26 protein-coding genes are annotated in these 21,632 nt (G+C 41.3%); 15 read left to right on the forward strand and 11 right to left on the reverse strand.

Annotation, left to right across the window (positions count from 1 at the left end):
- Nucleotides 1-283 precede the first annotated feature (283 nt).
- Nucleotides 284-520, forward strand: a complete 237-nt coding sequence (locus tag IQ259_RS21435) for a DUF433 domain-containing protein (protein ID WP_193888010.1) — start codon at nucleotides 284-286, stop codon at nucleotides 518-520.
- Between the two features lie 179 nt (nucleotides 521-699).
- On the opposite strand, the gene IQ259_RS27630 is transcribed toward IQ259_RS21435, so the two are convergent.
- From IQ259_RS27630 to IQ259_RS21450, 4 genes are all read right to left on the reverse strand, one after another.
- Nucleotides 700-822 carry a hypothetical protein gene (locus IQ259_RS27630; protein WP_255525490.1) on the reverse strand — a complete coding sequence of 41 codons (123 nt, stop codon included), beginning with the start codon at nucleotides 820-822 and terminating at the stop codon, nucleotides 700-702.
- 12 nt (nucleotides 823-834) lie between these two features.
- Nucleotides 835-1,890, reverse strand: a complete 1,056-nt coding sequence (locus tag IQ259_RS21440) for a WD40 repeat domain-containing protein (RefSeq protein WP_193888011.1) — start codon at nucleotides 1,888-1,890, stop codon at nucleotides 835-837.
- Nucleotides 1,891-1,984: 94 nt separating this feature from the next.
- Complete coding sequence (locus IQ259_RS21445) at nucleotides 1,985-2,278, reverse strand: hypothetical protein (protein ID WP_193888040.1); 294 nt, start codon at nucleotides 2,276-2,278, stop codon at nucleotides 1,985-1,987.
- Nucleotides 2,279-2,562: 284 nt separating this feature from the next.
- Entirely contained in the window at nucleotides 2,563-2,733 is a 171-nt protein-coding gene (locus IQ259_RS21450) for a hypothetical protein (RefSeq protein WP_193888012.1), read from the reverse strand.
- Between the two features lie 312 nt (nucleotides 2,734-3,045).
- Here IQ259_RS21450 and ald point away from each other — a divergent pair, with 312 nt between their 5' ends.
- The 5 genes from ald (at nucleotide 3,046) to IQ259_RS21475 (ending at nucleotide 8,304) form a co-directional block, all read left to right on the forward strand.
- The gene (gene ald / locus IQ259_RS21455; RefSeq protein WP_193888013.1) at nucleotides 3,046-4,137 is read left to right on the forward strand and encodes an alanine dehydrogenase; all 1,092 of its coding nucleotides are present in this window, start codon (nucleotides 3,046-3,048) and stop codon (nucleotides 4,135-4,137) included.
- A gap of 543 nt (nucleotides 4,138-4,680) precedes the next feature.
- Nucleotides 4,681-5,670, forward strand: coding sequence for a tRNA lysidine(34) synthetase TilS (gene tilS / locus IQ259_RS21460; protein ID WP_193888014.1), 990 nt, complete (start codon nucleotides 4,681-4,683; stop codon nucleotides 5,668-5,670).
- A gap of 148 nt (nucleotides 5,671-5,818) precedes the next feature.
- The gene (locus tag IQ259_RS21465) at nucleotides 5,819-6,838 is read left to right on the forward strand and encodes an ATP-binding cassette domain-containing protein (protein ID WP_193888015.1); all 1,020 of its coding nucleotides are present in this window, start codon (nucleotides 5,819-5,821) and stop codon (nucleotides 6,836-6,838) included.
- Nucleotides 6,839-6,968: 130 nt separating this feature from the next.
- Complete coding sequence (locus IQ259_RS21470; RefSeq protein ID WP_193888016.1) at nucleotides 6,969-7,847, forward strand: ABC transporter permease; 879 nt, start codon at nucleotides 6,969-6,971, stop codon at nucleotides 7,845-7,847.
- A gap of 43 nt (nucleotides 7,848-7,890) precedes the next feature.
- Nucleotides 7,891-8,304 carry a hypothetical protein gene (locus tag IQ259_RS21475; RefSeq protein WP_193888017.1) on the forward strand — a complete coding sequence of 138 codons (414 nt, stop codon included), beginning with the start codon at nucleotides 7,891-7,893 and terminating at the stop codon, nucleotides 8,302-8,304.
- Between the two features lie 274 nt (nucleotides 8,305-8,578).
- Here the strand turns inward: IQ259_RS21475 and IQ259_RS21480 are convergent, their stop codons facing one another.
- Nucleotides 8,579-9,016, reverse strand: coding sequence for a peroxiredoxin (locus IQ259_RS21480; protein WP_193888018.1), 438 nt, complete (start codon nucleotides 9,014-9,016; stop codon nucleotides 8,579-8,581).
- Nucleotides 9,017-9,192: 176 nt separating this feature from the next.
- Between IQ259_RS21480 and IQ259_RS21485 the strand changes: the two genes are divergently transcribed.
- From IQ259_RS21485 to IQ259_RS21505, 5 genes are all read left to right on the forward strand, one after another.
- Nucleotides 9,193-9,597 (forward strand): Npun_F0494 family protein, encoded by a 405-nt coding sequence (locus tag IQ259_RS21485; RefSeq protein ID WP_193888019.1) that lies wholly within the window; start codon nucleotides 9,193-9,195, stop codon nucleotides 9,595-9,597.
- 272 nt (nucleotides 9,598-9,869) lie between these two features.
- Nucleotides 9,870-11,345 carry a cobyric acid synthase CobQ gene (gene cobQ / locus IQ259_RS21490; protein WP_193888020.1) on the forward strand — a complete coding sequence of 492 codons (1,476 nt, stop codon included), beginning with the start codon at nucleotides 9,870-9,872 and terminating at the stop codon, nucleotides 11,343-11,345.
- A gap of 15 nt (nucleotides 11,346-11,360) precedes the next feature.
- A complete protein-coding gene (locus IQ259_RS21495; RefSeq protein WP_193888021.1) occupies nucleotides 11,361-11,600 on the forward strand; it encodes a 2Fe-2S iron-sulfur cluster-binding protein in 240 nt (79 codons plus the stop codon).
- A gap of 126 nt (nucleotides 11,601-11,726) precedes the next feature.
- Nucleotides 11,727-11,939 carry a type II toxin-antitoxin system HicA family toxin gene (locus IQ259_RS21500; RefSeq protein WP_193888022.1) on the forward strand — a complete coding sequence of 71 codons (213 nt, stop codon included), beginning with the start codon at nucleotides 11,727-11,729 and terminating at the stop codon, nucleotides 11,937-11,939.
- The gene (locus IQ259_RS21505; RefSeq protein ID WP_193888023.1) at nucleotides 11,932-12,150 is read left to right on the forward strand and encodes a type II toxin-antitoxin system HicB family antitoxin; all 219 of its coding nucleotides are present in this window, start codon (nucleotides 11,932-11,934) and stop codon (nucleotides 12,148-12,150) included. The genes IQ259_RS21500 and IQ259_RS21505 overlap by 8 nt, the downstream gene beginning before the upstream one ends.
- Before the next feature lie 100 nt (nucleotides 12,151-12,250).
- Here IQ259_RS21505 and IQ259_RS21510 read toward each other — a convergent pair whose 3' ends face one another.
- The 4 genes from IQ259_RS21510 to IQ259_RS21525 all read right to left on the reverse strand — a co-directional run bounded on the left by IQ259_RS21510 (nucleotide 12,251) and on the right by IQ259_RS21525 (nucleotide 17,795).
- Nucleotides 12,251-12,694 carry an SRPBCC family protein gene (locus IQ259_RS21510; RefSeq protein WP_193888024.1) on the reverse strand — a complete coding sequence of 148 codons (444 nt, stop codon included), beginning with the start codon at nucleotides 12,692-12,694 and terminating at the stop codon, nucleotides 12,251-12,253.
- Between the two features lie 23 nt (nucleotides 12,695-12,717).
- Nucleotides 12,718-14,157, reverse strand: a complete 1,440-nt coding sequence (zds, locus tag IQ259_RS21515) for a 9,9'-di-cis-zeta-carotene desaturase (RefSeq protein ID WP_193888025.1) — start codon at nucleotides 14,155-14,157, stop codon at nucleotides 12,718-12,720.
- Nucleotides 14,158-14,491: 334 nt separating this feature from the next.
- Nucleotides 14,492-14,668 carry a CopG family transcriptional regulator gene (locus IQ259_RS21520; protein WP_193888026.1) on the reverse strand — a complete coding sequence of 59 codons (177 nt, stop codon included), beginning with the start codon at nucleotides 14,666-14,668 and terminating at the stop codon, nucleotides 14,492-14,494.
- Nucleotides 14,669-16,157: 1,489 nt separating this feature from the next.
- Nucleotides 16,158-17,795, reverse strand: coding sequence for a hypothetical protein (locus tag IQ259_RS21525; protein WP_193888027.1), 1,638 nt, complete (start codon nucleotides 17,793-17,795; stop codon nucleotides 16,158-16,160).
- Between the two features lie 297 nt (nucleotides 17,796-18,092).
- Here IQ259_RS21525 and IQ259_RS21530 point away from each other — a divergent pair, with 297 nt between their 5' ends.
- From IQ259_RS21530 to IQ259_RS21540, 3 genes are all read left to right on the forward strand, one after another.
- A complete protein-coding gene (locus tag IQ259_RS21530; RefSeq protein WP_193888028.1) occupies nucleotides 18,093-18,449 on the forward strand; it encodes an iron-sulfur cluster assembly accessory protein in 357 nt (118 codons plus the stop codon).
- A 79-nt stretch (nucleotides 18,450-18,528) separates the two neighbouring features.
- A complete protein-coding gene (locus tag IQ259_RS21535) occupies nucleotides 18,529-18,951 on the forward strand; it encodes a M48 family metallopeptidase (protein WP_193888029.1) in 423 nt (140 codons plus the stop codon).
- A gap of 122 nt (nucleotides 18,952-19,073) precedes the next feature.
- Complete coding sequence (locus tag IQ259_RS21540) at nucleotides 19,074-19,316, forward strand: hypothetical protein (RefSeq protein ID WP_193888030.1); 243 nt, start codon at nucleotides 19,074-19,076, stop codon at nucleotides 19,314-19,316.
- A 46-nt stretch (nucleotides 19,317-19,362) separates the two neighbouring features.
- On the opposite strand, the gene IQ259_RS21545 is transcribed toward IQ259_RS21540, so the two are convergent.
- Nucleotides 19,363-20,283, reverse strand: coding sequence for a TIGR01777 family oxidoreductase (locus tag IQ259_RS21545; protein ID WP_193888031.1), 921 nt, complete (start codon nucleotides 20,281-20,283; stop codon nucleotides 19,363-19,365).
- Nucleotides 20,284-20,526: 243 nt separating this feature from the next.
- Between IQ259_RS21545 and IQ259_RS21550 the strand changes: the two genes are divergently transcribed.
- Nucleotides 20,527-20,874, forward strand: coding sequence for a hypothetical protein (locus IQ259_RS21550; protein WP_193888032.1), 348 nt, complete (start codon nucleotides 20,527-20,529; stop codon nucleotides 20,872-20,874).
- 150 nt (nucleotides 20,875-21,024) lie between these two features.
- Here the strand turns inward: IQ259_RS21550 and IQ259_RS21555 are convergent, their stop codons facing one another.
- Nucleotides 21,025-21,534, reverse strand: coding sequence for an FHA domain-containing protein (locus IQ259_RS21555; RefSeq protein ID WP_193888033.1), 510 nt, complete (start codon nucleotides 21,532-21,534; stop codon nucleotides 21,025-21,027).
- Between the last annotated feature and the right edge of the window lie 98 nt (nucleotides 21,535-21,632).

A 21,632-nucleotide genomic window follows, 5' to 3' on the forward strand; every position in this document is an offset into this window, starting at 1 on the left:
ATCTTGAGAGCGATCGCTCTCAACATACTGCGTCGAAATGGTCATATTTCCATCACAATTGCTCAAAGATTTCTCTCTCATGATATTGACAAACTTCTTGCCCTTGTGGAATGAAACAGCCCTGCCTTAAAAAAGGGGGCTAATAAACTTCTTTTACCCCCTTTTTAAGGGGGTCGCCGTAGGCGGGGGGATCTGAATCTAGGATGACTAAACCTTTATCCGAAAAGTATTGAGATATTATTAACTTAATAAGTAAGCATAATTTCTGTAAAAATACAACAGTATGGATAACACGCTTCTAAAACGTATCACCCTTAATCCTGATATCTGCCACGGTAAACCTTGTATTCGAGGGCTTCGTTATCCAGTTGAGTTTATTTTAGAACTGCTCAGTTCTGGTATGACTACTGAAGAAATATTGGCAGATTATGACGACTTAGAATCTGAAGATATTCTAGCTGTATTTTTGTTTGCGGCTCGACTCAGCCAAGTCAAAAGCATTCATAAAATTGCCTCATGAAATTTATTGTTGATGCTCAGTTACCAGTTCGCCTGGCAAATTTTCTTAGAGGGTGTTTGAAAAGTCTAAATTAATACTAGCGATTAGAAATCGCGCGCCACTTGCTTCAAGTCGGGAAACCCGCCCAACGCAGTGGCTTGGCTACACAGACAAAACCCACCTCCGTGGGTTTCAAATGCCTAATTTTGTGAGCGATTATTGTTCATCAATAGAACATATTTTACATAATCAAAATTATTACTGGCGATCGCATTATTGGCGGCTAAATCAATTTTTAATTTAACCGCCACACTAATAGCCATTTTTAGATGTTGCTATTTACGCTTTGGTTGTGGAGTTCCCCAAATATTCACTTTGCCGTCAAAACCGCCACTAGCTAAGAGTTTTCCATCAGGACTAAAAGCGATCGTGCTTACCCAATCACTATGTCCATATAGTGTATTTAATAACTCACCTGTAGTTAAATTCCACAGTTTAATGCCATCTCTACCAGCACTAGCTAGGGTTTGGCCATTAGTGTTGATGGCGATCGCATTTACCCAGTTATTATGTCCTTTAAGGATACGGACTAGAGTTCTAGTTTGGATATTCCATAGTTTAATGGTGCGATCGTGGCTGGCGCTAACTAATGTTGTCCCATCTGGCGTAAAAGCCACAGCACTAACCGCTTGAGAATGTGCGGGAAATTCCCTAATTAATTTTCCAGTCTGCAAGTCCCATAGTTTAATCGCGCCTTTGCTATCACCACTAGCTACAATTTGGCCATCAGGACTCATCGCCAAGGTATAAATTGAGTTATCAAAATTGGCCAGTGTCGCCAGTGGACGCTGCTGTAGCAAATCCCACATCCGAATTCCATCTAACGCACCACTGACTAGAATTTTGCTATCGGGAGACACAGCTAAAGACAATACATTGCTAGTGTGTCCCACAAAAGAGCGACGAAACTGATTATTTTTGAGATTCCAAATATTAATATTGTTATCAGTACTACAGCTAACTAGGGTTTGACCATCAGGAGCAATCACTAAAGATTCCACAGCCGTTTTGTGTGCTTTGGTGATATTCGCCAACCTTTTGCCAGTTAAGGGGTTCCACAGGCGAATTGCACCATCATTTTCCGCTCCACCACTAACCAAAATTTTGCCATCTGGACTAAAAGCCAGAGATTTAACACTTCCAGGATGTCCCACTAGGCTATAGATTAGCTGAGGATTGGCAAAGCTAGTTTGAGCTTGGGAGTTTGGTGTTTCTGCAATGGCAGCATGAACAGTGTAAATATTAAATTTTTGCCGGATACTTACTGGCAGAGTCAATACTGCCATAAATGCCAAGACAATGTATGGGCGCAGCCGAGAGCCGTTCCCCATTTTTCCCTCACTCCTCACAAATTTTTCCTCACTGTTTAAATAGTTAAGTCAATTCACTTCACATTTTTGACTCAACACTTAAAACTTAGCACTTTCAATGTGGTGGTTTTTTCTTCGCCACAGTCAGTATTGGCAGCGTGGGACTAGATGAACGGGATGGTAAGTAATGTTGTACCACTGGTTCCTCCGGTATTGGGCGACGCTGTTGCATCCGCCACAACTTAAAGGCGAGAGTTATACCTGCTGTTCCCAAACCAACAGCTAACAAAGACCAACTATCATCTAATCCACCAATCACAGCATCTACTACGCCCATCGTTATCAAAATACTGATAATTGGCTCTTTTCTGTAGGCTGATTTCAAAAAACGAGGTAATGCAGCATTCATCACAGCTTGGTTTATCCAAATCACCTTTGTGTAATTCTACCGAGAATACCTCACCTACAAGTTGTCTTTTATAAAAAAGACATCTAAATATCATAATTATCATCAAGTAGGCGAGGAAGTGTAAAAATTAGCCCTCTTGCATATTTGCCAGTCTACAAAGTCATAGACAGCAAATCCTGAGAGATAGTTCTCTTTATAAAGTTTTAACCAGCTGGGAATTCCATCTGGTTAAAACTGTTCTACTTACTAGCTTACAACTTGAAAGCCTTTGCTTTTCGATGCCACTACTTCAGACCAAGCCAAGATAACACACCTTGATTGGTGACGTATTCAATCACCACCATTAAGCCAAAGCCAATCATTGCAGCTCTACCATTTAAGCGTTCGGCATATTCATTAAAGCCAAATTTGGGTTCTTCTAGCTTGGGGGTAACAGTTGGTTGTGGTTGTGTCATGTTCAAAAAACCTCTTTTCGGCAAACGGGACTTGAAAATAAAACGTTGAATTAGGACTTTTGTAAGGTTCAAGCAACAGAAAAAGAGAACTCCAACAGCTTTTTGAATGTAGCTGTGCAAATACTCTTTTAACAATTTGTAATTATTCTTTATATATTGTAGACAACTGTGGCAATAGTCAAGAGTAAGAGTTTTGAGCTTTGTTACCGTGGAAGGGAAAACTAAGGTTGTAGATAGCTATCCCGAATACGGAAATGTCAGTCTGAGACTGGCAGGCTAAATTAAACAAAAAAAATTGAGCAGAGGCGTTATATGGAAATAGGCGTTCCCAAAGAAACTAAAGACCAAGAATTTCGGGTAGGTTTGAGTCCTTCTAGCGTGCGAGTGTTGCAAGAAAACGGTCATAGTATTTATGTCCAGACACAAGCAGGTAATGGTGCTGGTTTCACAGATGAAGATTACGTCAGTGCAGGAGCCGAGATTGTCTTTAGCGCAGAAGCGGCTTGGAATCGAGAGTTAGTAGTCAAAGTTAAAGAACCGTTGTCAAGTGAATATAAATTTTTGCAAAAAGGGCAAATATTATTTACTTATTTGCATTTAGCAGCCGATCGCAAATTAACCGAACATTTAATTGATTGTGGCACTTGTGCGATCGCTTACGAAACCGTAGAACAGCCCGGTGCGAACAGACTACCTCTACTCACCCCCATGAGTGTAATAGCTGGTCGGCTATCAGTGCAATTTGGCGCTAGATTTCTCGAACGCCAGCAAGGCGGTAGAGGAGTACTTTTAGGTGGTGTTCCCGGAGTTAGTCCTGGCAAAATTGTAATCTTGGGTGGCGGTGTAGTCGGCACAGAAGCAGCAAAAATCGCTGTTGGTATGGGTGCGGCTGTGCAAATTTTAGATGTAAGTGTCGAGCGCTTATCTTACTTAGAAACTTTATTCGGTTCTAGAGTTGAATTACTCTACAGCAATTCTGCCCACATTGAAACCGCTGTTAAAGCAGCCGACTTACTTATCGGTGCTGTTCTAGTCTTGGGACGCAGAGCGCCAACTTTAGTATCCCGCGAATTGGTGCAACAAATGCAGCCTGGTTCAGTAATTGTTGATGTTGCTGTTGACCAAGGCGGTTGTGTAGAAACCTTACACGCCACCTCTCATACTAATCCGGTATATTTGGAAGAAGGTGTAGTGCATTACGGCGTTCCCAATATGCCAGGAGCAGTACCTTGGACATCAACCCAAGCACTCAATAACAGCACATTACCCTACGTTGTGCAGTTAGCAAATCTAGGAATCAAAGCACTAGATGTTAACCCATCATTAGCCAAAGGTGTAAATGTCCAAAATCATCGCCTTGTACACCCTGCGGTGCAAGAAGTGTTTCCTGATTTGGTAAATTGATATCCAATGACCCAAACTACCCACCCGGTTTGAATGTATTGATTTTAATAGAAAAAAAGTTGTGTGAAAAGGCAATTTGTCGGTGCATTGACCGGATGTTTTCTTAGAGGATGTTTGTAAAGTCTAATTTATTACTAGCTCCGGCGACTAGAAGTCGCGGCTATACAAACAGGGCGCGTAGCGTCTTCCCGGAGGGAAGGCCGCCTACGCGGGTTATTTTATTAAGTACACCTACGTGGACTTAAACCTCGTCTACTTTGAGAATCGTAGTTTTTTATCGAGATGATGAGATTGCTTCCTTACGTCGCAATGACACAACAGAATAATCAAAAACTCCAGATCCCAACATAGATGAGGTTTAGTTTGTGTAGTAATGAATTTTATTCGCCTAATCATCTCTAAATTTCTCATGAATGATTTAGGACTGCAAATCAAGTAATTTCTAGAAAGAAGTAAAATATCAATTAAAATGACAAGACCAACTTATACAAAGATACCATTCGCTTAATTAAGTTTGCTGGCAGCGGCGGTTAATAATCAAAAATGGTATGGACTACTCTACACGCAAAAATTCATCGAACTATCCGATCGCGTCACTTATTTAAACATAACGAACGGCTATTGGTTGCTGTTTCTGGTGGGCAAGATTCTTTATGTTTAATTAAATTATTATTAGATTTACAATCAAAATGGGGATGGGATTTAAGTATTGCTCACTGCGATCATCGCTGGCGTAACGATTCCCAAGCTAATGCTGAACATGTAGAGAATTTAGCCAAAAATTGGGGCGTAGATTTTTATTTAGAAACAGCTAATGAGCCTGTAAATAGTGAGGCTGGGGCGCGTGATTGGCGGTATCAAGCGTTAACTGCGATCGCTCAACAGCACAATTATCAATGTATAGTAACTGGACACACGGCCAGCGATCGCGCCGAAACTCTCCTGTACAATTTAATTCGTGGTACTGGTGCTGATGGTTTACAGGCCTTGACTTGGCAGCGCCATTTGTCTGATGAAATCATCTTAGTACGTCCACTGTTGGAAATCACTCGCCAAGCAACAGGTCAATTTTGCCAAGATTTTCAATTACCTATTTGGGAAGATTCCACCAATCAAGATGTGACGTATGCCCGTAACCGCATCCGCCAAGAATTAATTCCCTATTTACAAACCAATTTTAACCCCAAAGTAGAATCGGCTTTAGCCCAAACAGCAGAACTACTGCAAGCAGATGTAGAGTATTTAGAACAAGCAGCCCAGCAGTTGCGAGAAGCAGCCATGATTGAGAGTGGGGAGAAAATCAATTATTCTCTAAAACTCAACCGTCGGGTATTACAGAAAGCACCATTAGCTTTACAACGACGTGTCATGCGACAGGTATTGCAAGAAATACTACCGGACGCACCTAATTTTGAACATATTGAAAAATTAACGGCTTTAATTATAGCGCCGAACCGTTCCCAAACAGATCCGTTTCCTGGTGGTGCGATCGCTCAAGTACAAGGCGACTGGATTTTTATAAAGTATGGGTGAGTATTATTAATGTAAAATCCAAAATCATTCCGCAATTATCCAACGCCAAATAAAGGTGTAGTATCCTAGCGATCGCTGCATCTAGCACGACTCAATTACAATAATATATAGACTTTGTTGCAAATTGTATAGTTAGGGTTTAGCTGTCATGGCTCCCGCCGTTTTAATTCAAAATCTGCAAAAGCGCTACGGTACTGTTGAAGCTGTCAAAGATGTTTCCTTTGAAGTAGAACCAGGAGAAATCTTTGGTTTACTCGGCCCCAACGGTGCAGGTAAAACTACTACTCTGCGTGCTTTGTGTACCCTCACCACTCCAGATGCTGGCAAAATCGAAGTATCTGGCATTTCTGTGTTGGATAACCCCAGAGTAGCAAGACAAAAACTCGGTTATGTAGCGCAGGAAGTTGCCATAGATAAAGTACTCACAGGAAGAGAACTGCTGCAATTACAAGCGGCGCTTTATCATCTCCCTGGCGCAATGGCAAAACAGCGAATTGAGACAGTTTTAGATTTACTTAGTTTGCAAGAATATGCCAATAAAAAAACAGGAACCTATTCAGGTGGGTTACGCAAACGCCTAGACTTGGCGGCTGGATTACTCCATGCGCCAGATGTGTTGGTGTTGGATGAGCCATCGGTGGGACTTGATATCGAAAGCCGTTTTGTCGTGTGGGATTTCCTGCGGAAGTTGCGGGCATCGGGAACTACAGTATTAATTACGAGCCATTATTTAGAAGAGATTGACGCACTAGCCGATCGCGTGGCAATTATTGATCGTGGGATTGTGATTGCCGCAGGTACACCCTCACAATTAAAAGATAGAGTCGGAGGCGATCGGATTACATTACGCATTCGGGAATTTTCTCCCTTAGAGGAAGCCGAAAAAGCTCAAAACCTCCTGCAAGCCTTACCCTTTGTCCAAGAAATCATCATCAACAGCGCTCAAGGTAATTCCCTTAACTTGGTAGTCACACCCCAAAATGATGCTCTAATTACCATCCAACAAACCCTCAATAACGTCGGTTTACCAATTTTCGGCATCGCTCAATCCCGTCCTAGCCTCGATGATGTCTACCTCGCCGCTACCGGACGCACATTAATGGATGCAGAATTGGCCGCAGTTGCCAACCGTGATCCCAAAGCCGAAAAGAAGCAAAATATGAGATAGGAATCATGAAATCTGAATGCTGAAGTCTGAAGGATAAAATTCATACTTCACATTTCATGCTTCATACTAGCCTGCGGCAATCTACCCAAAGAGTAGATAAACATTTCACACTTCATACTTCATACTTCATATGAGTGTAACTCCTAAATCTGATGTCAATTGGCAGCAATTAGCATCGCCTACAGATGCTCCGCCTAATTTTTTTGGTGAATTGGTACAAGAGACGCTGGCTTTAACTCGTCGCTTATTTATTCAACTACAACGCCGTCCCTCAACATTATTGGCGGGAATTATTCAGCCTGTGATGTGGCTGGTGCTATTCGGTGCTTTATTCCAAAATGCACCCAAGGGCTTATTTGGCAGTACGACAAATTACGGACAGTTTTTAGCGGCTGGAGTCATTGTTTTTACAGCCTTTGCCGGAGCATTGAACGCCGGTTTGCCTGTGATGTTTGACCGAGAATTCGGCTTTTTGAATCGGTTATTAGTAGCTCCTTTAGCATCACGGTTTTCGATTGTCTTTGCTTCAGCTATCTTTATTATTAGCCAAAGCTTGCTGCAAGCAGCGGTAATTGTGGCAGCAGCAGCCTTTCTAGGTGCAGGGCTACCGGATGCGGCAGGGTTGGGTGCGATCGCACTTATTGTCTTCCTTCTGGCTTTGGGTGTGACAGCTATTTCTCTGGGTTTAGCTTTTGCCCTACCAGGACATATTGAATTAATCGCCGTAATTTTTGTTACTAATCTACCCTTGTTGTTTGCCAGCACCGCTTTAGCACCTCTATCCTTTATGCCCAAGTGGTTACAAGTTATTGCTACCTTAAACCCTTTGAGTTATGCTATTGAGCCAATCCGCTACCTCTATCTGCATAACGAGTGGGAGCTAGGAAGTGTAGTGATGCCGGCTCCTTGGGGTGAGATTACCTTTGGCGGGGCTTTGTTGGTTTTGTTTGGCTTTGCCGTTGTCGCTTTATTAAGTATTCAGCCCCAATTACGGCGGACTCTTGCTTAAGATAAAAGCATGGTGTCATTGGAGTGTATTAGAGAAAAATCTCATGCAAAAATCATTTTTATCAGTTAAAAGTCTCTGTGTGACCACCCTCGCAGGAATTGGTTTTGCCTCTTTCCTGACAGCACAACCGAGTTTGGCGCAACTTAATACAGTGGATAACTACTCTGGGGATAATTCCTCAAATAATAACAATCCATTTTCGACTAACTCAGGTAGTTTCAACCCTCTTGAACTGATTCATCGCGCCCAATTTGGCACTCTCGACTGGAATGCTCAACAAAAGGGAGAGGAATTAGATTCAGCTGTAGCAGATTTAAACCGAAAGCGCGCTACGCTTAATCGGAATCCAAATAATACACCTGTAAATAATACTTCTGGGCAGCCAGTTCCTGGTTTACCAACCATCACATCTCCAAGTGTGATCTCTCCCGTGCAAATCGTCCCAGCAAAAAACTGAATCCAATTCAAAAACCTCACCTCATCTGTAAATCCTTTACTGAAGCTAGATTTTGCAGTCAGTGGAAGAAAATCAAGACGAAAGGTGAGGTTAATCGATTTTGGATTTTGCGAAAAGTTGCGTGGGCGGGTTTCCCGACTTGAGCGGACTGTCGTGGGAACCTCCGCAACGCGCTGACTCGACTTGAGCAAACTTTTCAAGACAGATTTTGGATTGATTTATCACCCAATCTAAATTGGATTTAATCTAATCCTAGATTATGCGATCGCAGTAACTACAGACCCAGTGTGCTTAAAACATCGCTGGCGTGGGTAGCTGTATTCACGCTGGCATCAACATGAATGATTTTGCCATTAGGATCAATTATATAGGTGACACGCTTGGCATAACCACCACCGTCAACATCGTAAGATTGAATGAGAGTTTTATTGGTGTCTGCCAGTAAAGGGAAGTTCAGATTAAATTTTTGGGTAAAAGCCTGATGAGACATTTCATCATCGGCGCTAACACCCAACACAACTACATCTTTGTTTTGATATTCAGCTTGAGCATCGCGGAAACTACACGCTTGTTTGGTGCAGCCTGGAGTGTCATCTTTGGGGTAAAAATACAAAACAACTGTCTTACCTGCAAAATCAGACAATGAGACAGTGTTGCCGTTAGTATCTTTGACGGTAAATGCAGGTGCATCCGTACCAACTGCTAGAGGCATAGTGAACCTTTCCTGTTTCAGTTTGTTGATGACTTTGAAATTTTACAATAATTTACAATGATTAAATAAATTAGTTGAAAAACAGTGTAAATACTAAGGTCTAGCAAATTCTCCTAAAAGATAAATAACTAGTAATATAAAATACCTAATTTTTCTTCAAATAAAAAAATAATCTCATGGATAGCCTTGATTCTCCAACCTCAAAAACCTTTGCCTACCCTCGGAACACAGTAGAAAGAGCGGAGCGATCGCTAATTTGTTCTCCTTTTACTGTCGGTTTACTTACAACAATGCGTCACCAGAGTGTAGCATTAAATGCGATCGCTCAAGAAAATGGCATCAAACACGGCTACACCAAGCGCCCATTATCAGAATTAGCCTGTGATAACTCTTTAGACTGGTTAATCCAAGTAGGTATACTGCGGCGAGAAGTTGATGGACAGGGAATTACTGATAGTTTTCGCCTCACACCTTTAGGCCAGCAACTCATAGAACGATATCAAAGTAAAAATTGGCCTACTCCCTCATGGCGAGATCATCTCTACAATGCGTCCATTCGTTGGTTTAGACTACCTTTTTAGGATGGGAAATCCTAGAGTTAATATTAGGTTACAAAAGGGAACAATATATCTACGGAAGCATCAACCCCAATATGAATTATTAATCAATATCTGACGAAGTTTCTCAGATATTGATGAAAATTACGTAAGTAACGTGGGGCAGTAGCTAGGGCATGAATATATCTTCTACCTGTAGCTTTGTCAGCTTCTTAGCTTATAGTTGATGAGCGGATTGCGATATTACCCGTTCATAACTAAATATTTCACCCTCATATAAAAAAGCGACACTAAGTATGAAAGCAATTATGGTAGTGGGGACAACATCTCACGCAGGGAAATCACTGTTAACTACTGCAATTTGTCGTCTGTTGTCGCGGCGGGGTTGGCGAGTAGCTCCCTTTAAAGGGCAAAATATGGCTTTAAATGCTTACGTCACTGCCAACGGGGGAGAAATTGGTTATGCACAGGCGGTACAAGCTTGGGCTTCAGGAGTGGTTCCTTGGGTAGAAATGAATCCCATTTTACTTAAGCCCCAAGGTGATATGACTTCCCAGGTAATTGTTAAAGGTAGACCTGTAGGTAGAGTCAAAGCGGCTGATTACTACGAACAATTTTTCGATCTTGGTTGGCGGGCTATTGAAGAATCTTTACAACATCTATCCACAGAATTTGACATGCTGGTTTGTGAAGGTGCGGGGAGTCCGGCTGAAATTAATCTCAAGCACCGTGACTTAACCAACATGCGGATAGCAAAATATTTAAATGCACCCACAATCTTGGTAGTTGATATTGATCGTGGTGGTGCTTTTGCCCATGTGGTAGGTACTTTAGAGTTGCTAGACCCAGATGAACGGGATTTGATTAAAGGTATAGTTATTAACAAGTTCCGGGGGCAGCGATCGCTCTTGGATTCGGGAATACAATGGTTGGAAGAACGCACGAAAAAACCTGTCATTGGTGTGCTGCCATATTTTCAAGAACTATTTCCCGCAGAAGACTCCCTTGACTTACTAGAGCGAAAATCCCACAAAACCCAAGCTGACCTCAACATTGTTGTTATCCGTTTACCCAGAATTGCCAACTTTACCGACTTTGACCCCTTAGAATCAGAAGCCTCAGTTTCGGTAAAATACCTGAGTCCAAAGCAAGATTTGGGACACCCAGATGCGGTAATTATCCCTGGAACAAAGACCACAATTGCTGACTTAATCCTATTGCAGAAAAGCGGCATGGCAGAAGCAATTCAAAATTATGCCGCTTCTGGTGGCACAGTTTTGGGGATTTGCGGCGGCTACCAAATGCTAGGACAAATTATCGCTGACCCAGAAGGTATAGAAGGACAAGCAGGCAGATTTCAGGGTTTGAATCTTTTACCTATTAGAACCGTGATTACAGGGCAGAAAATCGCCCGTCAGCGCCAAGTTAGCTCGAATTTCCCCCAGATGGGTTTGCCTGTCAACGGCTTTGAAATTCATCAAGGGCGATCGCGTATTGAACAACCAACAGATGGTCAAACATATCAAGCCTTATTTGATGATGTTAATCTAGGATTGGTGGATAGCTGTCAATCTGTTTGGGGTACTTATCTGCACGGACTTTTTGACAATGGCCCTTGGCGACGTGCTTGGTTAAATCGCCTGCGTCAACAGCGAGGGCTAAAATCCTTGCCCACAGGTGTAGCCAACTACCGAGAACAGCGAGAGCAAATCTTAGACTCACTCGCTACAGAAGTAGAACGCCATTTAGACTTAACACCCTTTTTGTCATAGACAGGCTGAAATTTCATGAGTGTTAGCGTCCGATTTTTACCAGATAATGTCACCGTCAATGCCGAAGTGGGAGAAGCACTCTTGGATGTAGCGGAACGCGCAGGAGTGATGATTCCCACTGGCTGTCTCATGGGTTCATGTCATGCTTGTACTGTGGAACTTGACGATGGCGATGTTATTCGTGCTTGCATTTCCGCGGTACTGCCAACCGATGAAGAGTTGACGATACATTTGTTTAGTGACCCAACTTGGTAGTTTTTGAGTTTTTCAAGATTTGGATAGAGTAGCATTTAGTTAAGTTAATTTATTACATTTAAAACTAAACTAACGTGGAAACTTACTAGTGCTAGTGTGGCATTTAGTCGATTTAAATTTAAATAAATGCCTAAAAAAATTAGAGAGCTTAAGTCAATGCTTCGCCAAGTTGGTTTCACAGAACTACCCGGCAAAGGCAGTCATACTAACTGGGTACATCCTTTGTATGCTGGAAAAATTACAGTTTCGGGTCAAGATGGAGCAGATGCTAAACGCTACCAAGAAAAGGAAGTCAAACAGGCAATTGAGGCAGTAGAGGGTAGTAAACAAGATGAGTAAACTTAAGTACCAAATGGTGATTCAGTGGTCTGAAGAAGATGATTGCTTCTTGGTAGGATTACCTGATTTTCCAGGGCAACGTTGGCGGACTCATGGGGATAATTACGAGTCCGCTGTGGCCAATGGAATTGAAGCACTAGAATCTTTGATTATTGCTTATGAAGCTGCGGGCGATCCGCTTCCACTGCCAACAGTTTTTAACGCTGCCTAATTTCGATATTGTGAATAATACACTTGCATTTGGTATTTGAGGAAAGGATCAGAAATTATTGTTCTGCCTTGCCTTTCCATAGAGTAAGTTGTAGGAAATTTTAGTTAGCTTTAACATTTAAAGCATATTGTCTAAACCTTTCTAAATCAGCCTGAATAGTTGATTCTACTACTCTTCCTAAAAATAAGTTATCCATGATTTTGCCAATAATGCCTGGGATGGCATAGGACACAGTTAGCTTGACAATGCTGGTATTGTGGCGATCATAAAACCGAATTGCTCCTTGGTTCGGCAAACCATCAATTGATTGCCATTGAATAATTTGGTTGGGAATAACTTTGAGAATGCGAGATTTCCAGGTAAAGTCTAGTCCGCCAGTACTTAATTTCCAAAGAGATATTTCTGGATCATCAGGGGATATATTAACTGAATCAATCCATTTCATCCAGCGCGGCATTTGCTCTAAATCAGACCACAAACTCCAAACTAAATCAATGGGAGCCTCGACTTCTACCTGTACACTATGCTCTAGCCAATCAGACATTCTCTTTTTTCCTCTGGGTTTCGTTACTGCTTGATATTCTCTAAAATCGCTTTTGCCGCCCGTCTTCCAGAAATAGTTGCTCCTTCCATGCTATCGATATAGTCTTGCTGAGTATAACTACCTGCTAGGAAGAAATTCGGTACTGGAGTCTTTTGATTTGGGCGGTATACGTCCATTCCTGGGGCTTCTCGATAAAGAGATTGGGCAAGTTTCACGACGTTATACCAAGTCATATTGAGTTCCCGTGATGAGGGGAAGAGTTCATGGACTTGCTTGAGGACGTGCTGGGCGATCGCTTCGTTACTTTCTTTAATAAATGGATCTCCCGGCGTTAATACCAACTGCAACAATGAACCTTGTCCTGGGCGATAGTAATCACTGGGGCTGGTCAATGCCAAGTCAGCAAAACAAGAAAAGTCTGCGTCAGCAGTATACAGCAAGTTATCTATCCCTACTGCATGGTTTAGTTGTTTACGTTGCTCTGCATCTTTTAGTTCTGTTACCCAACCATCAAATCGCAACTGTACTGTGGCGACTGGAACTGCATCTAATTTATAAATATTATCAAATTCTGACCATTTACGCCAATCTTGGGGTAATATTCGCTGAATTCCCGGAATATCACAAGCACAGACATAGGCATCAGCAGTGATAGTTTCTGTGGTCTCACCTTGAGCCACAACAATTCCAGTCACGCGGGTTTGTTCGCCATCCTCAGCAAACTGAATTTCTCGCACTTGCCGACGAGTGTAAACTTTAGTGCCTCTATCTGCTAAATATTCCAGGATGGGTTTGTGTAAGTACTCATCAGGAGAACCTTCCAACATTCGCAATACAGAAGCTTCGCTTCTAACCGCAAAGAACTGGAAGATAGTCAACATACAACGAGCAGAAATATTTTCACAGTCAATGAATCCCAAGGCATAGGCGATGGGATTCCAGAGGCGTTTGATGCTACCTTCGCTACCACCGTGGCTGCGAAACCAATCTGCAAAGCTAATTTTATCTAGGTTGCGGATGGTTTTCATCGCCCCATCGAAGTCTACTAATCCACGTACTATTGGGCTAGTACCTAAGGCGATCGCATTTTGCAATTTATCCTGCAAAGATAGTTGGGAAGTCGTAAAAAATGCTTTCAACCCATTAAAAGGCGCACCTGTGAAAAAGCGAAAATCTAAAGCACCAGTGCGTCCGCCTTTATTAATAAAAGTATGGGTGTGTTCTTTAAGAAGTAAATGTGACAACGCCCCTACTTTTTCCATTAAGTCAAACAGTTGGTAGTAACAGCCAAAGAAGACATGCAACCCCATTTCTACATGGTTACCATCGTCATCCACCCAACTACCAACTTTACCACCAACAAATGGGCGAGACTCAAAAATTTGGACTTCACAGCCAGCATCAGCTAAATCTACAGCGGTTGCCAGCCCAGCCAATCCCGCACCTACGATTGCAACGCGCATTCCGTCCTACCTCTTCAGTTTCTTTACAAATTGTAACTGGGTTGGTGTCGGAATTTGCGATTAACATTAAGCCTATTTGCGAGGTTTCACGCTCGCTGAGTCAGAAGTTAATTGTCAGAGTCTTTCAAGAGTCCACCAGTATGTAGATGCACAATGGGGTTACGCCCACTGGTAATAAAAGCAATTTTATTACTTTATTTAATCCTGATCACCAAATTTATCTGCTTCAAAACGTTTGTGTTGAGACACACAAACTTTCGTAAAGGTGGACTAAAAAACCATGATAGGTATTTTTTCGATAAAACAGCGCCTTAGTCGCTGTGGAAGCCATTCCCTATCTATTTGCTTCCTTGTTGTCATCAGATATTGGTAATCCTCGAATCAGTTCACGAATTACATCTGTTGCAGGTCTACCTGTCTGCTGACAATATTTTTCTAGTTTCTCTGCTTCCTGTGTTGCTAAATTCACAGTGATACGTTTAACAGCCCATTTTTTATTAGTCATTATCATGCTATCTGCTGTATATTAACACCATCAAAAGGACAAGTAACTCCAGACGAGGAGGAATAAGATTATCAGAGTTTGTGTCATGAAACAAGCAAGGCTGTAGACACAAAAAATCATCATTTTGTCAAATTATTCATTATTTTCCAAAAACATAGAAGAATGGGATTACTATTGTGGCAGGAAAAGTCGTTAGTGTACATTCATGACTTGTAACAATTTCACTAGTTATGTTTTCAAGAAAGCCTGACAATTAAATTCTAGAAATTAATTTGAGATATCTAAGTTTCACTCAATCGAGATTCACAATATTTTTATTCGCCCAAAGTATTTAAACTTCTATGCTGTGTGAGATCAGTGCACACTTTTTGAGAGACAACGCTCTGCAAAACTTGAGACACTAATATGATAGATGGTTATGAGGTGTATATATTTGATGGTTAATTACCTAATAATACACACCTATAAGCGATCACTCTCATGTTAAAAAACATTTTGCTTTTATCTGGCGATTGTTGTTCTTGGTACTCATTGAGTGTAGATATCCACAAATTTATACTAAATTTTTAAGTCATTATTTACTGATTCCTGTGTGTAATTTCATTTGATTTAAGATTTTTCGTGTTAACTACTAAAAGTAAGTTATTAGTGACGTAAGGGTGGTTTATAAATCCTCCTGAAAGGTTTTCAAAAAAATAATTTTTTTGTTGTCTTGTAACATCACTATTTTTAACGCCGTGAACTATCCTCTAATTTATCAATTAAGATAAACAGATAGTTCTTGCTAAAAAAATTACTCAGATTTAGACATAAACTGAGAAATATATCTAAGTCTACATTTCTAAAAAGAGCCGAAAATTTTCAATTACCTTCTTTTTGAGTACAAATCAAAGGTTATTTGGTAACTACTTAGCATATGAGATAATATTTGCTTGATTTTTGGTGGTAAGGCTATTATAACCATGATTTTCAGGCTTTAAATAATCTTCATTTAATACCTGATGCCCAGATTTTTTGAACTTTATAAAAAAAATACAAATAAAACTTCAGTTAAATAAAAATTTCAGTAAGTTACTAGGAAAATTATCATCTTAATAATCAGAAATAAATCTTAAAAAGATAATAGCTTTTAATTTTTCTAAAAATTTTGAAAAAATTTCTTATTTCCTATTCCTTTAAAAAAGAATATCTTTGCAGATGCTGGCATAATTGACTCAACCAATTATTGAAAAGCCAAAAAATATCCAAACTTCATGAACTTCACATAAAGTAATTGAGCGAAAAAGGCGATCGCAGAGGATATATTTGAAAATATGCCAGCAATATCTGGAAGGGGAATGCCTTGATTGTTGGTTCACAAAATCACGTAGGGATTCAAAATAACTTGCCTATACTTCCAGTCAGTTGCAAAATACAGGCACAGTTAAGCACCAAACAACCACTGCTTGGGGAGATTTCAAATTGAATTATGGTGATTACCAAGCTTTTGCTCTGGTTAGAGCTGTGGCATAAGTTGCAGAGTACCAATACCTAAATCTTTTGGTGAAAGCGATCGCGCCTCAAACAGAGCTATCATATCTCGCAGTTGAGGATTGCCACGGGCTGATCCCGTCAGTCCTTTGGCAATAATTAATCCACAGTAGCCTTTAGTATTTTTACACCGCTGATTCCATTTTTTGCGAGCTTCAACATGGATGGGGTCATCATCTAAGAATTCACCAAACAGAAACAATTCACCATTTTGAGTTTGTAATAAACCTAAATCGTAGCGATCGCCATCAAAAGGATTGGCTCCAGGATTAAAGCAAATTGCTTGCAGTCCACCAGCAGCTTCTATACTTTCAATCACCGTCTTAGCTTTAGGACGGGAAGTTTGAATCAAAATTACAGGTAATCCATCACCTACCTGTTTGATTTCTCCTGCTGGATGATAATTCACTCCTTTCCGCAGGTACTCCAACATCTCCCAAGACACCACTCCCAAGCTCAGAAAAGAATCTTCGGGAATTAAGTCATCTCGTAAAGACCGGAAAATTGGTAAATCTGGTGTTCCCATTTCCGATTCTGGTACACCAAAGTCTGCCATTTCCTCTAACTCAGATGCCAACTGTGGCATTGAAGCGACTGTTACTGATACTGATTTAGTTGCTGCATCTGATTCTGGTAGAGAAATTCGATAACGACGGCTGAGTTCGGGGAAAGTCTCATCACGTAACTGCCGACGGTGATCACGAAGGAAACGACAAAGGCTTTCTAGGGCAACGTAAACTACCAGTGCTTCTTCATCGTACAAAACAGACCGCAGTCCTTCTAGAGGGTGAATGTTACCAAAATTCGACTCAATTTCTGATAACGGCACTTCTGCTAAATCGTCAATTTCATCCTCGTCTTCGTCATCAGCATCTAAATGCTCAAAAGTGAGAAACAGGCAGTCTTGCTTGAGGAAAGCTTCTTCTAAATGTCTTTGTGAATCTTCTTCCTGTAAAACTGCGGCACGAAACCGCTTGAGAGACTCTTGCGATCGGTAAAATAAAATCCCGTACTCCATCCCCAACATGCCCATAATTGAGGCATAAAGTGTACCTACATCCCACTTATTAATTTCTATTGATAAAATTTGCTGTTCTTCCAAAAATTCCCAAGGGGCTGCTTGCCAAAGAGTAAATGCTTTTTCTTGTAAAGCTTGGGCATACTGTGGCGGTAAATCGGGGGTTTGGCTATCAACAATTTCCGCAAATCCGCGAAACAGTTCATCAATTAGTGGTAACTCTGGTGCGTAGTCAACGACAATATCCAAATCTTGCAGCACGCCGCGCAGGTAGAATTGAATTTCTCGGTCTCTGACCACAATTTTTTGAGGTCTAGCCGGCTTACCAGGACTGTGGGGATGCTCCATTGCTCGCATTAAGGTACGAACAATTGCTTCTGGCCCTCCTGTTTCAGGTGGTACTACGTCCATTCCACGGACAACACCTTGTGAGCCATCAACCCAAAGAATACAATCACCATTTGCCGATGAATCCGAATGCTGGGTTGGTGATGATGACAATGGACGGCGATCGCCCTCCCACACAGAAGGAATTTGAGGTAATTTATTCAACCGACGACTGGTAGAGCGATTAAAACTTGTCATAAAGTCAGTTAATCAAAAGAAGCAATTTGCAAGTCAACTGTTGGGGATGGCGGGCTGGGCATAGATTTGTCCGGGCTCCACCTGAAGAGAAATTGCGACTCAGGCTGTCACCAGAATTTCTAAATACACCGAGTCTCTCAATTCTAGAATAAAAAGCTTTGGCTGCTTTTGACGGAGTGTTTACAATTGGCAATTTCCGGCCTCAATGTCGCTAGAATATATACAAAAACCACCGATCAACCCAGCAGCAATCACAAGCTTCTACAAGATTACTGGTTATTAAGGAGTTAACAAAATATGACACAAGCAACGCAGCCTCAACAACGCAGCATTCAGTTAAGCCAAGCAGCTTTGCGCCAAGTCAAACTCCTGCAAGAAAAGCAAGGCCAAGACTTGTGCTTGCGGGTAGGAGTACGGCAAGGTGGATGCTCTGGGATGTCTTACATGATGGACTTTGAAGACACGAGCAAGATCACCCCTCAGGATGAAGTTTTTGACTATGATGGCTTCCAAATTATTTGCGATCGCAAAAGCTTGCTTTATCTCTATGGCTTAATGCTCGACTATAGCGATGCCATGATCGGCGGCGGTTTTCAGTTCACTAATCCCAACGCTAACCAAACCTGTGGTTGCGGTAAGTCATTTGGTGTGTAGTAAGATTGTCCTTTGTCCTTTGTCATTTGTATCGACCTGATGACCAAGGACTCATGACTAATGACTCATCTAACGACTAATGACTAACACCGTTGAATCCCTGTTTGATACAGGTTTGGAACGTTATAAAGCGGGTGAAGCAGTGGATTCTCTAATCCCTGTCTTCAAAGAGGTGTGCGATCGCGCTCCGAAAACTACTGCCGCTTGGATTTGTTTAGCATGGTTGTATCTGCTTGATGACAAGCCCAACTTAGCTTATAAGGCTGCACAAAAAGCGGTAAAATTAACCCCGCAAGACCCGCAAGCTAGAGTAAATATGGCTTTAGCAATGCTGGAAACAAGTCAAAAAGGTTTGCGCCAACACATTGATGCTGTACAGCAGTTATTCTTAGTTAACCCAGAATGGCGCGATGAAATCAAAGACAGCATTGAAGACGGTCTGAGTAGAAAACCAGACTGGGAGAGTCTACTAAAAGTCAAAAAGTGGTTATTTGAAGAATAGGGGTTAGAGGCTAGTACAAAAAGGCAAAAGTCAGAAGTCATTTTCACTTTTTTAAGCTGAGGCTTTATTGATGCCGTGCTGTACTAGTTTCTAGTTCCTAGTACCTAATTCCTAGTCTGCATATGAAAGATAGATTTTTAAATTGGCTGAACTTGGTTTTAGTAGCCGATGTATTCTTGGTTTTATTTGGCTTCGGTTGGTTTGCGATCGCGGTTTTTGGTGATGCTGCGGGAATAAATTTAGGTCTTGATTTGTGGCACAAGCTTTGGCAGCCTGTATTTAACCCAGCCATTGGCATTCTCATGGGGGGTGCAATTCTGAGTGGAATTATCAGTTGGGTTTCTCGAAAATTTCTGGCTGACTAGATTATTAGTCAATAGTCCAAAGTTTTTAACTATTGACTATTGACTTTTATCTTAAAATTTGCATCAAAGCTGGTTCCAAATTAGAATATTGATACTCAAAACCTGAATCTAGGGTACGTTTAGGCAGAACTTGCTGACCTTCTAAAACCACAATCGCTCCATCTCCCAGAAGGGCTTCAATTGCAAAAGCCGGAACAGGTAGCCAAGATGGACGATGCAAAACTTGTCCTAATGTTTGACTTAGATCGTTCATGCGGACAGGATTTGGTGCAGTGGCATTATACACCCCTTGCATGTCTGACTTGCTTAAAGCTTGCAAAATTAAGTTCACTAAATCGTCAATATGAATCCAAGAAAACCATTGGCGACCACTACCAATTGGCCCCCCTGCAAAGAGTTGGAACGGCGGAATCATTTTGGCTAAAGCACCGCCATTACCCAAAACAATACCAAAACGTAGAATTACCAGTCGCACACCAGCATCTTTAACTTTTGTTGCTTCTGCTTCCCAAGCTTGGCAGACTTGGGCAAGAAAATCATTACCAGATACACTAGCCTCATCAAAGGTAGCAGTTTCACTTGTGCCGTAATAACCAATAGCCGAAGTATTGACTAATACTCTGGGTTTAGGATTAGCTTTGGCTATAGCTTCAACTATTTTCTGCGTACCTAGCTGACGACTATTAAGGATTTCTTGCTTACGTTCTGGTGTCCAGCGTCCCTCACCGATAGGTTCCCCTGCTAAATTAACTACACCTTCGCAACCAGAAATTGCATCTTGCCAAACACCAGATACAGTTGGAGTATAGGGAACAATCTCTACATTTGGGAAATTTGCAGATGGAAAAACCTTTTGAGCAAAGCTAGTATTACGAGTTAACACCAACACTTGATGGCCTTCCTTGTGGAGTCGTTCTACCAAGCGACTACCCACTAATCCTGTTGCTCCAGTAATTGCTACTTTCATAATGCACCTCTACCAAGCTTTATTTTAAAGTTTTTTGGAGATTGGGGATTAAGAAAGTGTCAAGGATGTAGACAGACTAGCTCTCGAAACATTTTCGTTGGCGCATCCTAAGATAAAGGGTGAAATTTATACTTCAGATTTCACCGTTTCCTAATCTTTTTTTTTAATCAATTTGTAATGATTTGCCGTTTAGAGGCTTCGGTATTATACGATGGACGGAGTGTTGCAAGGGGTGGGGCTATTATGGCTCGCTATACCTGTTCATTTACGATTTCTATTCCTATTGACCATCTCCAGCCATTACTTTTAGACCTTTTACAGGACTGTGATTTAGAAATTCAGTACTACAACCCCGATTACATTCTGGCGCGTGAGATTCCTGGTAGTGTTTCATTTTCCAAGTTGGTCAAGGTGGAAGTATTCATTGATAAATCAACCGCTACTGAAACAGAAACCCGGATGAGTATTGTGATTAAAAACGAGGAACTACCACTCCAAGTTTATAATCACTGCCGACAAATGTTTGAATTTGTGAAGCAGGCGATCGAAGAGAGTCGTCATTGGCATCTAATTGAAAGTCTTGCTGGATAATTAGGTATTTCTGCTTTTGGTGAGGATGTTTGCTGTACTAGCTTTACCCAGAGATAGCTAGTACAGCGCGTCGTAGATAGAGCAACCATGATAAATAAGTAAAAAGCATTATTTTAAAGCTTTTTGACTTTTGATTGAGTTAGCTTGTTTTTACTCTTCTATGTCTTCTGTATCCTCGGTCATGCCAGGATTGATTAGGGTAATATCATATTCGCTGGAGTCGGTTTGCCCTGAGCGCTGAGTATTTTTTAATAGATAATAGATGGCACGTACTTGAGGGCCAAAAACGATTTCATCTTCGTTTTTTAAATCGTGAGCCGGTATTTTGCGCCCGTTAATCATCAAACCGTTGGCGCTGGGTTTACCTTTAGCGTCACCATCTACAATCCGATAGTAATAGCTATGACTGTTTTGTTCTCTTGGCAGTCTCACTAAGGTAGCATGACGGCGAGAGACAAACTGAGAAACTAACCGGATGTTGCAATCACGATCTCTGCCAATAGAGTAAACGGAATTTTCTAGAGGAAATTCCTTGCGACCCTGGTCGTCTTCAAGAATCAGTAGATGGTTTTCATTAGTTTCTGGTGTCATTGATATATTGTTGTCACTATCAGCGGAATTTTGATTAATTAATGTTTGTTTATTATTGTTTACCGTCATTCTCGCGCACTACAGTCTGTGGTAATAACTCTAACAAGCTTGAAAGCCATACTGACTGACAAGAGTAGAACACGAATGTTCTACTCTATGAAATGTCT

Source organism: Fortiea sp. LEGE XX443, assembly GCF_015206815.1.
GTDB lineage: Bacteria > Cyanobacteriota > Cyanobacteriia > Cyanobacteriales > Nostocaceae > Nostoc_B.